This is a genomic window from Lactobacillus sp. PSON (assembly GCF_052615405.1).
This window is the reverse complement of record NZ_JBQXFW010000003.1, coordinates 172,169-184,812: the sequence shown is the minus strand read 5'-3', so window position 1 is coordinate 184,812 and position 12,644 is coordinate 172,169. Positions and strand designations below refer to the sequence as shown.

General features: G+C 32.0%; 14 protein-coding genes, 1 pseudogene and 1 CRISPR repeat array. Of the genes and pseudogenes, 4 read left to right on the top strand and 11 right to left on the bottom strand.

Features of this window, described 5'->3' with window-relative positions; translation table 11 throughout:
- Positions 1-116 precede the first annotated feature (116 nt).
- The 4 genes from ACTHPI_RS02700 to ACTHPI_RS02685 form a co-directional block, all read right to left on the bottom strand.
- The gene (locus ACTHPI_RS02700; RefSeq protein WP_445352641.1) at positions 117-785 is read right to left on the bottom strand and encodes an LPXTG cell wall anchor domain-containing protein; all 669 of its coding nucleotides are present in this window, start codon (positions 783-785) and stop codon (positions 117-119) included.
- A gap of 119 nt (positions 786-904) precedes the next feature.
- Positions 905-1,198 carry a hypothetical protein gene (locus ACTHPI_RS02695; RefSeq protein ID WP_445352640.1) on the bottom strand — a complete coding sequence of 98 codons (294 nt, stop codon included), beginning with the start codon at positions 1,196-1,198 and terminating at the stop codon, positions 905-907.
- Between the two features lie 123 nt (positions 1,199-1,321).
- A complete protein-coding gene (locus ACTHPI_RS02690; protein WP_445352639.1) occupies positions 1,322-1,729 on the bottom strand; it encodes a hypothetical protein in 408 nt (135 codons plus the stop codon).
- A gap of 140 nt (positions 1,730-1,869) precedes the next feature.
- A complete protein-coding gene (locus tag ACTHPI_RS02685) occupies positions 1,870-2,481 on the bottom strand; it encodes a sugar O-acetyltransferase (protein WP_445352638.1) in 612 nt (203 codons plus the stop codon).
- 135 nt (positions 2,482-2,616) lie between these two features.
- On the opposite strand from ACTHPI_RS02685, the gene ACTHPI_RS02680 reads away from it, so the two are divergent.
- Positions 2,617-3,303 carry a hypothetical protein gene (locus ACTHPI_RS02680; RefSeq protein WP_445352637.1) on the top strand — a complete coding sequence of 229 codons (687 nt, stop codon included), beginning with the start codon at positions 2,617-2,619 and terminating at the stop codon, positions 3,301-3,303.
- 9 nt (positions 3,304-3,312) lie between these two features.
- Entirely contained in the window at positions 3,313-4,419 is a 1,107-nt protein-coding gene (locus ACTHPI_RS02675) for a glycosyltransferase (protein ID WP_445352636.1), read from the top strand.
- Between the two features lie 31 nt (positions 4,420-4,450).
- On the opposite strand, the gene ACTHPI_RS02670 is transcribed toward ACTHPI_RS02675, so the two are convergent.
- Positions 4,451-5,014: a hypothetical protein gene (locus tag ACTHPI_RS02670; protein WP_445352635.1), complete on the bottom strand. Its 564-nt coding sequence runs from the start codon at positions 5,012-5,014 to the stop codon at positions 4,451-4,453.
- 224 nt (positions 5,015-5,238) lie between these two features.
- Between ACTHPI_RS02670 and ACTHPI_RS02665 the strand changes: the two genes are divergently transcribed.
- Together ACTHPI_RS02665 and ACTHPI_RS02660 are read left to right on the top strand one after the other, a co-directional pair.
- Positions 5,239-5,742, top strand: a complete 504-nt coding sequence (locus ACTHPI_RS02665; RefSeq protein WP_445352634.1) for a hypothetical protein — start codon at positions 5,239-5,241, stop codon at positions 5,740-5,742.
- 107 nt (positions 5,743-5,849) lie between these two features.
- Positions 5,850-6,260 (top strand): hypothetical protein, encoded by a 411-nt coding sequence (locus ACTHPI_RS02660; protein ID WP_445352633.1) that lies wholly within the window; start codon positions 5,850-5,852, stop codon positions 6,258-6,260.
- Between the two features lie 219 nt (positions 6,261-6,479).
- Positions 6,480-7,727: direct repeats of the CRISPR family, unit length 28 nt; unit sequence GGATCACCTCCACATACGTGGAGAATAC.
- A 13-nt stretch (positions 7,728-7,740) separates the two neighbouring features.
- Here the strand turns inward: ACTHPI_RS02660 and cas2e are convergent.
- The 6 genes and pseudogenes from cas2e to casB form a co-directional block, all read right to left on the bottom strand.
- Positions 7,741-8,574 (bottom strand): annotated as a pseudogene (gene cas2e, locus ACTHPI_RS02655) (type I-E CRISPR-associated endoribonuclease Cas2e); the annotation flags it as partial.
- 3 nt (positions 8,575-8,577) lie between these two features.
- Positions 8,578-9,510, bottom strand: coding sequence for a type I-E CRISPR-associated endonuclease Cas1e (gene cas1e, locus ACTHPI_RS02650; protein WP_445352632.1), 933 nt, complete (start codon positions 9,508-9,510; stop codon positions 8,578-8,580).
- Positions 9,500-10,156, bottom strand: coding sequence for a type I-E CRISPR-associated protein Cas6/Cse3/CasE (cas6e, locus tag ACTHPI_RS02645; protein ID WP_445352631.1), 657 nt, complete (start codon positions 10,154-10,156; stop codon positions 9,500-9,502). The genes cas1e and cas6e overlap by 11 nt, the downstream gene beginning before the upstream one ends.
- A 17-nt stretch (positions 10,157-10,173) precedes the next feature.
- A complete protein-coding gene (cas5e, locus tag ACTHPI_RS02640; protein ID WP_445352733.1) occupies positions 10,174-10,899 on the bottom strand; it encodes a type I-E CRISPR-associated protein Cas5/CasD in 726 nt (241 codons plus the stop codon).
- The gene (gene cas7e / locus ACTHPI_RS02635; protein ID WP_445352630.1) at positions 10,880-11,983 is read right to left on the bottom strand and encodes a type I-E CRISPR-associated protein Cas7/Cse4/CasC; all 1,104 of its coding nucleotides are present in this window, start codon (positions 11,981-11,983) and stop codon (positions 10,880-10,882) included. The genes cas5e and cas7e overlap by 20 nt, the downstream gene beginning before the upstream one ends.
- Before the next feature lie 2 nt (positions 11,984-11,985).
- Positions 11,986-12,642: a type I-E CRISPR-associated protein Cse2/CasB gene (gene casB / locus ACTHPI_RS02630; protein WP_445352629.1), complete on the bottom strand. Its 657-nt coding sequence runs from the start codon at positions 12,640-12,642 to the stop codon at positions 11,986-11,988.
- Positions 12,643-12,644 lie beyond the last annotated feature (2 nt).

Here is a 12,644-nt window from a genome sequence, read left to right as displayed (position 1 = left end):
CTTTATCCTTTTCCACCATCATCATAGCCTTCGTGTGTATTATGATGCCCCACACAGGGCAATTTCATTATACCAAACTTCGCAAAATATTGCAGAATTTTTTCAAACTTTTTATGCTAATTTTTGCGTTTTTTAATTCCTAATAATCCTACACTGCTCAAAAGCATTGTAGTTCCCACTATTATACTTTTATTGTTATTTTCTCCAGCTGCAGGTAACATTTTATATTCAGTCTCATTTGTCCTTATAGTTGCTTTTTGAGCATGTTGTGAAGTTTGTGCAGAAGAAAATTCTTTATTATTAAATTTCTTAGAAATTGTATTATTAGAATAACTACTTAGTCTTTCAGAATTTGATATTTGACTATTAACTTTTTTAGCAGACTTTTGTGTAGATTTTTTAGCCTTACTTGTCTTTTGAGCGTGTGGTCTTACAACTCCATTACTACTTTGGTTACCCGATGTTTCATCATAATCATTATCTTGAGCCTTAGTTAGTGGAGGAGCTGGTTCCCACACAACATCTTCATCTTTTTTATTAGAAGTCATTTGATCAGAAGATATTGAATTATTATCTTGCTCACTATCCTGTAGTTTATTAGATTCCACAATTACCTTATCTACTTTACTAGCATTTGAAGATTCTGTGACTGCATGATCCTCATTAGACAATTTTGGAGCTGTATCAATCTCATCTGCTAAAACATTATTGGTAAAAAAGAAACTTCCAATCATTGTCGATGTAATCCCTACTATTGCACCTTGATATACTCTGTTTATTTTCATATTTCTATATCCTTACATTATGTTTTCTTTCTAAAAATAATAATAACAAATGTTATTATTATTTCAAGTATAAATATAGAAAAACTGGTATTTTCTATAAAAATACCAGTTAATATTTTTTATTTTTCTTTTAGACCATTAAGTCCTATCATTTTCAAAGCTGGATCTGCTTCATAGTCTTGACTGCTGTCTTGAGTTAAAACACCATCCGTTTTAACTACTACTTTATTAATGTGTTTAACAGAGTTCTTTTTTACATGGTGATTTGAGTTAGTATACTCATCTACGGAGTTAGACTTAGTATTTTCTTTAGCCTCTACTTTATCTTTCCCCATATTTGCAATTAGCATTCCTGCCAATACTGATGTTAGTCCAAATGTCAAATTACGAATAATTTGATTGTTTTTAGCCATCTGCTCTACCTTCCTGTTATGCTTTCTGTAAATGTTTTTATCTATACATATAATATCATTAACACTTAACATATTCAAAAGAATATATAAAAAAGGATATTTCTTTCGAAATATCCATATATATCACTTTCTATCATTCTGTTTTTTCACCCCGGCCAAACCAATATTACTTAATTTAGCGGCAGTCTCATCAATTAATTCGCTGCTAGTATCATGTGTAGGCTGGGGACGCTTTTTATGCTGATGGTAATGGACATCCCCCTTTTGACTCACACTTCCTACAACCTGACGGTGAATGTCACCTGCAAGCCCAATATCATGTAAGGTATATTGTTTATGAACATTCAAATGTCCTGGACGAGGTTGTTGAGAATTATTTTGAAATCCTTGATTAGAATTGTCTTCTCTTGAAGAATGAGGAGGTTCCTGTTTAGATTCAGGTTCTACCTTAGGTGCATGACCAGTAATTACAGCTAAAAATTTTTGCAAACCTTTTTTAATAGAATTGCCTTTATTTTTAAATAATTTCAATCGTTTACCTACTCACTAGAATATATATTTTAGATAGCTCCCTTATAAACTATCCCTACATATTGTATGATACCATAAAGCGGAATGAGTGAGTTAGTCAAGCATTTAAAATATTTTAAAGATTTTATTTAAATGTTATTTTAGAAAGGCCAGTTTTTTATCCTATCACTTTCACTAAGTTGACGGACAACTTTTGCCGGTACACCTAGTGCTAAAGAGTTATCTGGAATATTGTGAGTAACGACAGCTCCTGCGCCAATGACACAATTATTACCAATTTCAACTCCTACACAAACAGTTACATTACTTGCAAACCAACAATTATCTCCAATTGTTATTGGTGCCCCGTATTCATAATGTCCTACAGTTCCATCAGCAAGTATACGGTCATTTCTTTGTTCTGGTAAAAGTGGATGTAGAGGCGTTGCTAAAGTAACATTCGGTCCAAACATAACATTATTTCCAATTTTCACAGGACAAGTATCTAAAATTGTTAAATTAAAATTTGAATAAAAATTATCTCCTACTTCTGTGAATACACCATAGTCAATTTGAATAGATCCTTGTAAATAAGTACCATTTCCATGTTCTCCTAATAGCTCATCAATAATAGCATCTCGCGCTTTTTTATCAGTATCAGGAATAGCATTATATTCTTGGCATAAACGATGAGCCTTATGCGAAATTTTACCTTGTTCTTTAGTAGGAATATAAGGTTTACCTGCTAACATGTTTTTCATATTTTTGTCCATTAAATCTCCTCTTTCTATATCATCTATTAGAAATCGCTTCCATAATTATACCATAACCTTAAAAAATTACTTATTATGTCAATTTTAGTTATAATTAAGTTGAAGAATATAATACTTTTTAATCGAGTTGATAATATGAAGATAGAAATACCTAATTTTAAATTTATAAAAAATAGTTGGAACTTTAACCATTTACAAGATGGAATTGTGTTGTATGACGAAATTCAAGAAATTATTAAAATCTACCATGCACATGATTATTCTGATGCATATCGCAGACTGCGCAATGAACAAGAATCTGTTCTTAATGAACTTTATAATGTGGAACCACTTTTAAAAGGATATGGCAAAAAACCATACATTACATGGAACGAATGGAAAACTTGGCCTTCTTATAAAAAGATTGAGGCGTTAAGAAGAATTCGTAATTTGAACTACCCCAATAAAGTATTAGATTTCATGACATATACTCGTTATTGGGGCAATGATGCAACGCATGGACATCGTTTTGAAAAATTAACAAAAAATAAACAAAAAGAAATGGTATTATTAGGCTTAAACCACTTTCACGATGTTTTAACTTATTTAACTAATATTTATGATCATCAAACTAATCCCTATACTACTGATGAAATGCGAATTATTCCTCATGAAGGAAAAGACTATGAATTTCGACTTAGCCGCAAAAAGAATAAAAATCCTGAAATAAAAACTAACCTTGAATCCAAACCCATACCATCATCTAATAAGCAAAATTATATACTTATCTGTCTAGTTATTATCATAATTTTATTAGTGTTAATTTTTATTTTTAAATTATGAGGCAGTAAAATGAAAATTTTAATTGTTATTGATGATTACTTTAACAAAAGTAATGGAATGTGCATTTCTACCCAACGATTTGCCCAAGAATTTATAAAACTGGGGCACGAAGTAAGAATTGTATCTTGTGCAATTGGTGGAACACCAGATTATCAATTACCTGAATTAACAATTCCATTTTTCAAAAAAATTATTGCTAAAGAAGGTTTTCATTTGGCATTACCCAAAAAGAAAGTCCTCCAAAATGCTGTTGATTGGGCTGATATCGTAGCTGTTGAAACTCCTTTTCCTGTTTCATGGGAATCTGCTAAACTTGCCCGTAAGGTTAACAAACCTGTTTACGGAACCTTTCACATTTTTCCTGGAAACATCACAGAAACATTACATATCAATAATCGCTTTTTTAATTCATTTTTTATGTGGTTTTTTCGTGATATTTCATTTCGTAACTGTCTCGCTTTACAGTGTCCTACCGCAAAAGTTAAACGACAACTAAAAAAATATCACTTTAAACAAAAACTCTATGTAATTTCTAACGGTATCAGTGAATCATTTATTGAAAATCCCCACAAAAAAGAAGTCGGTCATCCCTTTACAATTCTTTGTATTGGACGCTATTCTCGAGAAAAACACCAAGAGGTCTTACTCACTGCATTAAGCAAAATTTCAACCACTAATAATATTCACGTAATTTTAGCTGGTAAGGGACCTTTAGAAAAGAAATTTCGTAAATTGGCCAATTCATTAACAGTAAAAGTTACGATGAAATTTTATACTCCTCAACAACTAAGGCATGTCATTGCCCATAGTGACTTAATTGTTCACTGCGCAGACGTTGAAGTAGAGGGAATGGCTTGCATGGAAGCATTTGCTGGTGGATGTGTTCCTATTATTGCAGACAGTCCACTTTCTTCTACTGTTAGTTATGCTTTAAGCCCTATGAATAAATTTCCAGCAGGAAATAGTACAATATTAGCTCAAAAAATTAATTATTGGATTACCCATCCTAAAGAATTAAAAATTTATCGAAAGAAATATCGTGATTTTTCTAAAAACTTAACTGTAAAAAATTCTGCACAAAAGGCTATTTTAATGATGAAAGATATTTCTAAGTAAAAAGACAGCTATAAAAGCTGCCTTTTTATTTTTAAAGATCTTGTTGAATATCTTTAAAAACTGCTTCACTTACAAATGGTCGAATTGCTTTAAAATTATTATCCATAATATTTTTCCGAACTTCACTTGCACTTACAGTTTGTCCATTTACTTCTAAATCTGGAATTGTTATTACTTCAATATCTGGTCCCAATTCATGAGCCAAACTTACATTATCAAAGTGATTATCCATTGATAAAAACTTTTTACCTACATATACACGACTAATGTTTAGTTTAGGTGCGAATTGATCTTTAAAAAATTCAATACTTACACTAAAATCTGGAATTAAATCTTTACCACTTATAACTTTAACATTGTTATATCTAGCAAGGTCACTTTCAGCAAAACCAACACGTTGTTCTTGCGTGAACATTGCCTTATCATTAGCAGCAATTATACAGTAGATAAGGTCATTTTCTTGTTGTGCGATTTCAAATAACTTTCCTTGACCCAATGTAAATGGATCACTATTAGTTAAGATTGCAGCAATTCTTTTATTATTTTGATCTGGAATTGTTGGAATTTGCTCTAAATATTGATTAATATCTTCCATTTTTAATCTCTTTTCTAAAATTACAACAGTTTGATTAACTTTATTATAGTTTAGATTTGCTTACTTCTCTAGAATTTGTATTATACTTACACAATTTTGAATGAAAAATTAATCCTAATATCTAATTTATGTTGTCTTTTAATACAAAATTTAAATATCCCACCATTTCTTCATTAACTATCTTATACTTATAATACGAATATATTTTAGATAAGGATAAAATCATGAAAAAGTTTACTAAATTAATATTTTTACCATTTATATTGATAATTTTATTATCTGCTTGCTCTAAACCCTCTACCAAAAAGAAGACCACTAGTAAATTACAAATTTATCCAGTTAAAGTTACTAATATTCATGGACATCGCGGCGATATTATCATTTCTGGAACAAGTAAAGCTCCAAATAACTCTCAAATTGTTGTCAAACAAACTCAAGACTCCGGCGCATTTATGAACCATGCATATTCTTCTCACATTGGTAATGCAAAAGCCGCTAAGGTTAAAAACGGACAATTTAAAGTTCTTATTCCTAGTGCTGAACTTTCTTCAATCAGTAACGGAAATCTAAAAGCTGGTGACAACTATTCTTTAATAATAATGGCTATTGATGGAACTAATAAACGAATCGGTGTTGTCACTAATAAAAAGTTAATTAAGCAAATTGAAAACTCTAAAATTGCTCCTTATAAGTTTAAACTTACCAATAAAATGACCTTTAACCATTAAAAATGTTTCACATTTATTACATCTAATTAAAATTTCATTACGTCCTTTATTTTTGCATTTGTATATGACAAAATAGTATATAGCAAAAATTTGAAAGGACTACCGGAATGCAAATAATTACTAAGATGATCAATGTAACACTCAATTCTGATCTAGTTTTTGCTGTAAAAAAACGACTAGCAAAAATTGGTTTGAGTCAAGGAGGATTTATTAATGGTTTTATTCATTTTTTAGCAAATAATCATATCTTGCCATTTAAGAGATTAACTAAGACAGAAGAAGAAACTGCACAAAAAATTGCAACTCTTACTGCTTTAGAAAATAATGTTTGCGAATATGATAAAAAGAAAAAAATTCAAAAATCAGTAAATGATACTGCATACATGAAAGCTAAGGAAGTACTTTCTGCAGTTAAATTGTCTATGTCACGCGCAATCAGAATGCTTTATGAAAAGTTCGTTTTATCTGGTGAGATGCCATACCAATTTATCTTAACTACTCCCGACCCAGTATACTAATAAAGCCCTCTTGCTTTTAAGAGGGCTTTTATTATGCAGTTTTTAATTATTTGTCTCCATATATATGGAGAATACGCGTGTGTTGTCATATCTGCTTTACGAGCGAGAGGATTACCTCCACGTACGTGGAGAATACCAATTGCTGAGTCTAGCTTAAATCCTGCTATTAGGATTACCTCCACGTACGTGGAATCAGTAACGTAGCTCAAAAAGTCTTGAGGATTACCTCCACATACGTAGAGAATACTCAATCAAAAGTTAATCAACATTCAATCATCAAGGATCACCTCCACATACGTGGAGAATACGGTAAGTCATCAACGTTAACTGCTGGTCGACTAGGATCACCTCCACATACGTGGAGAATACCAGTTAAAAGCAGATTAACTAAAAAAAATCATAGGATCACCTCCACATACGTGGAGAATACTAGCTTGTTCCCAATCTGAAATAAAACCCTTAGGGATCACCTCCACATACGTGGAGAATACAAAAGCTTATTAGACTAGCCTTTATCGACGATAGGATCACCTCCACATACGTGGAGAATACTCATGGTCAAGACCATTAATGGCATCAAATTCAGGATCACCTCCACATACGTGGAGAATACCAATGAAAACGTTAGCTGGTGACGGAGGAGATAGGATCACCTCCACATACGTGGAGAATACATAAAATGCATGACGCTTCGTTTTCTTTAAATAGGATCACCTCCACATACGTGGAGAATACTGTTTTGACTGATGGCAATGAAACATACAGCGGGGATCACCTCCACATACGTGGAGAATACCCTTAACTTTCTATAATTATTATAGGCTATAAAGGATCACCTCCACATACGTGGAGAATACGTTACTGCCTGTGAAACTGATGCGTTTAAAACAGGATCACCTCCACATACGTGGAGAATACTTTTCAATCATTACAACATCAGCTTTTAATAAGGGATCACCTCCACATACGTGGAGAATACTCGGTTTGCGAACTGATTAACGTGTTAGTATTAGGATCACCTCCACATACGTGGAGAATACCATGTCAGTTGATTGCTTTTTTATTTAAGCGTAGGATCACCTCCACATACGTGGAGAATACCTTAACAAAAGTTAATAGCTCTAAGCAAGTTAAGGATCACCTCCACATACGTGGAGAATACCAAACTTCAAACCGAATCAGATAAAATTGACTAGGATCACCTCCACATACGTGGAGAATACTTTACGCTTTTTAGCCTTTGATTCGATGATCAAGGATCACCTCCACATACGTGGAGAATACTTTGTATGTAAAACAAAATGAAAGACGCAGATGGGATCACCTCCACATACGTGGAGAATACAATCTGAAATAAAACCCTTAGTTTGCATGTCAGGGATCACCTCCACATACGTGGAGAATACCTGATGAAGTTAAAGCAAGTGGTGGTTTGACTGGGATCACCTCCACATACGTGGAGAATACACTCGTATGTAGCAATCGCATCACTGAGACTATTATGTGCAGCATGATTAACAATCTTATATTCTTTAAGTACAGTTCCTAATCTATAATTATCTAAAAATAAATTAGTATCTTTTACTATAGGCATTAAATCTAATGTCACATTTGTAAGCGTAGGTAGGTCAAGTTTTTGAAAATTATTTCTTAAAAACTGCATATCAAACTGTACATTATATCCTACAATTACTGCACTTTTAACAAAGGAGTTTAATTGAATAAGTGCTTCTTCCAATGATACACCCTTTTTATTCAATAGAGCATTATCTATGTTAGTTAGTTTATAAATTTTTGGTGGAATTTCTTCACTAACTTTTATTAATTTATAAAAAGTAAAACGTTTTCCATCAATTTCTTTTACTGCTCCAATAGAAATTATTTTATTCTTTTCAGGATTTAATCCTGTTGTTTCAATATCAAGAGTAACAGTTTTCGTATTTAATGCCTTAGTTAAACCTTTTTGATGAACATGAGAAAATACTCTAGCTTTATGCATTTTAGCTGCATTACTAAAACCATGCTTAACTTTAGTATCAACGGAATTTAAATGTTTTAACAATGGAATACCATCAAAATCTGCAATTTCATAATCTAGTCTGGTAGTTCTAAACGTATATCCTAATTCATTATTGGTATTATAAACCATTGTCGCGACACCAACACCAATATTTTTGTTAATTCTTTGCCATAATCTGTCTCTTATTTTAGCACTGAAGTTTCCAACATAAACTCCAGTCTGGATTTCTTGACACCATTTAGTTAAATCGCCGCGAAGAGACGCTGGAACTTTAGATAAAGTAACTACGATCATAGATTATTGCCTTTCTTTATATTGGACACCGTACTTTTGCAGCCCTTTTTTATTATCCCATAGACCAAACAATTCACCTTTAGTATCGTCATTAATGTCAAATAAATATTTTAAATCAGCTACCATTTTAGATAAGAGTTTTCCATCTTTAAACGCATCCCTCATAGCCAACCTAGTATGCTGTTCAATATCTCTTTTACCATACTTTGCAATTACTTCAAAAGCAATTGGAATTGAATAATCTGCTTTATATAAATCTGCAAAATCATATATAAAGGCAAGATCATGTCCTGTATGAATAAAACCTAAACCTGGCGAAATGCCCAATGCAGCCACAACACTGTAACATAATCCATATAAAGCTTGATGAGCTACAGTTAAGGCCTGATTTATCGGCGTCTGACTTTGAAATTCATCAACTTTATATTCTCTTCGGGACCATTTAACGTTATTTTTTGAAGATTCATGTTGATAAACTTTTCTAATTCTGGATCCTTCTTTACCTCGAAGTTGCTCCATAGTTAAATGAGAAAAATCTTCATTTGGAAATCTAATTCCATACATTTTTCTAGCAACGGATATTCTAGACCTTTCATTTGAGACTAATTTAGCCTGTCTTTCGAGAAAACGTGACGAATGGTTTAATGCTCTGCCATGAGCATACTGTCGTACACCCCATTCTCCTGTCCAAACTACTGATAATCCAGAATCTCCCATTAATTCAATCGCCCGATGCGTAATTGTAGTTCCTGGTCCCACCATCAATACACTAACTAAAGCAACAGGTATATAAACTGTTCCCTGACTATCATGAACTTCTATTGCACTATTATGTTTATCAATATCTGCGTGATCCACATAAATAAAAGTTATTCTATCACTAACTCTACCTAATTCATTAAGTTCGGGTTTATCAGCTCCTATATTATTGTTCATTATTTGCCTTGAAAGGAATTACTGTTATTAAGCCCATTCCATAGGCCTTTTCTCTACCAATTCCTTTCGTTAATGCAGTTTTAAACTTATCTAAATCTGTAACTTTTAAAATACCTTCAAATGTTACACGACTCAATTTTACGCGTCTATTTTTCCGTAGAATTGGCCAATCACGAGCAACTATATCTACAGAAATAGTTGATTGCTCAGAATCAGTTAAAATTTTAAAACCATGTTTTTCAGAACGATCAATCAACCAATTCAACTGTTGATCAATAGTAATATGAGGAACTATTCTTGAACCTTTTTCATCTACTATTCTATAAGTCGGATTAGCTGTTAATTTAAATTTCCATGTACTATTAGAAGTAATACTATCTAAATAATGGTCATAGTTCTTAGTTTCAGCAGTATTTTCAACGCCATATTTTTCTAATTTTTGTAAGTCTGGTTTTTCTTCACTTAAAACTAAAAGGTATTTTTTATCACCTAATTTATCAATTCGCCACAAGTGTCTAGGTCGATCGCCATCACTATATTTTTCAGGAAAACTTTGTTCAACCCAATTATGATATGCACCTAAATGAGTTAGATCTTTAATTTTTAATCTGTTACGACTATCAATTTGAACTCTTGATAAATACATTTAAATCCTCCCTTCCTTTAAACAAATTTCCAAATATCAAAATCATTAGTTACATTTGACTTATCATCAATTGTAATATTTGGATTATTAATTTCTATAATTTCACTCGCTACATATCGGTATTTATATTCTCGATTTTGAGGATTTAGCGAAACGATTAAATCTTTTTCAGAAAAACTTCTTTTATCTGGTAATAAATCTGCATCAGCAAAAATTTTTGTTTTAAACTTTGCCTCCTTAAATTTGTTTTTAAACCACTCAGATGCTCGCCAATCCATTTTTTCTAAAACTTTTACTGGAGTTTCATCAAAAGTCTGTAGTTGTAAAACACCAGCAGGTGGATTGGACCTTCTTCCTAAATACAATTGAAACTTTGGCCTTTGTAAAGCTTCATAAATAGAATTTATAGTTTTATCATCTCCACCAACTGCAACCATAAATACAGCATCTTGTAAGTAACTTCTATAAGTAAGTTTTCGAGCAGTTTTACTAGAGCTTTTATTATATTCTACCGTTTGAAAATCTTGCATCATTGAACCAGACTGTTCGATTCTAACAGCATATTTTAAATCATTTAATTTAATAATATGTTTAGTATCATCTCTACGATATCCTAATGCAGCTGCAATCATTCCAATAACTGCACTTTTAGATGGATGAGGATAACTTGTTCTAATATTAAAGTTCGCTTCATTACCATATGATTGAAGTGGAGAAGTTAACTTAATCGTTAATGTTTTCATCATTTAACCTCTGACTAATGCTTTGTGCTACTTTTTCAATTAAATCATTTATATTGTCAGCCTGATTTGCAACTTTAGATTCTTTATTAGTCAAAGCAAGATTTAACAATGGTTTACCAATCATATCTTCCACTGATTCATTTTCCTCTTCTAACTTATTAATAGATTTTTTAATATATCCACCTTTAGTTTTAACTGGTTCTTCAAAAGCTGTCACTAAGTTTACAGGAGTATCATCTCTTAAATTAATCATGACATATTGAGGAATAGTCTTATTGGCAAAAGTATTTTCCTTACCAGTAGGCATTGTTAAAATAAAGTCTTTGATAAATAATCTAATTCCTTCAAGAGTCAATTTTTTATCACCTAAGTTATGGAAAAGTTCATTAATATTAACATTAGCATATCTATACAGAGTTGAAGAATTATATTCAAGAGTACCTATCATTGCAGAACCTGATTGATCTTCATCTTTTGCATCATCCACTGCAGTATAATAGTCAAATTCTGGTATGATTTCATGAGTTGAAATAGCATGTGCAACTTGACTTGACGCATCAACATTCAATTCTGGATTATCTGCCATCATTCTTCCAAATAAGGCTAAATCTAAGGACTGATCTTCCATCAAGTTCTTTTTTATTTCTTTAGCTGTTGCTTTATCAAACTCATCAACACTCAAAGCGTATTTAGCAATTTTTTCAAGTTGACCTTCACTAATCAAAACAAGGGCACCAGTGATAGGTTCTTTTGTATTTTTATCCTTTGTAAGTTTAATACCAGCTGCTTTAAACACTTCTTGAACTTTCTTCATTGCTGCTTCTTCATCCAAGTTACCAAGTTCTACAAGTTTCTTAGCAAGTAACATTGGAGCTCTCTTAGTTCTGAAACTATTAAGCCAATCTGCATCTTTAGATTGATCTTTAAACGCTAATCTAATTGCTCTTTTCCAGCTTTGTGAAGATACTCTAGATCTAGTAACCCCACCGTAAATTGCGGTCTTAGGAGTTCCAGTATCATCACGGTTAATATTTGAAGATGGTACAGTTTGCAATACATTGATATCAAGATATAAATTTTTCATTTTTACTTCTCCTTAGATTTATTTTCTTTTTTATCGTTATCGTTCCAATAATAGTAATCTTGTCCCCATTTTAGGGATGTTTTTCTAGCGCTAGTTCTATCTAGTTGAATAAAAAATAGGTCACTTGCCAATTGAGCAAAATCCACTTTAACTTGTACATTGTTATTTTTACTTTTAAGAATCCTTAATAAATGTACTACGGAGTTAATAACACTAGTTGGATTTGACATCGCTAAAGTCATATCAACTCTTTTATCAAGGGATGTCTTAGTTGCTTCATCCATTTTAGAAGTTAAATTACTTATTTTACGCAAAGCTGAAAACAATTTCTGACCTCTCTCAGCTTCATCATCTTCTTGAATAGAACCGAATACTTTTTGATCAGTTCCCTGCTGAAAAATGGCATAGCAACAAAGTGCAGTGTAAATAGCTGTTTCAGCTATAGTCGGAGTGCCATCTTGAGAAAGAACTTGATTTACCTCTTTCTTTTCATAAGCTTGGTTAATAGCATCAAATATCATTGGCCAAACTACTGTTGCATAACGGTCATTTAAAGACTTAGAATTTCGTAAATTTGCAAGGGCAGCTTTATCCATATTTCCATTATTAAATAATCGATTAATACAAATTGAAGTTGCATTATAAACTCTATTTTTCATTT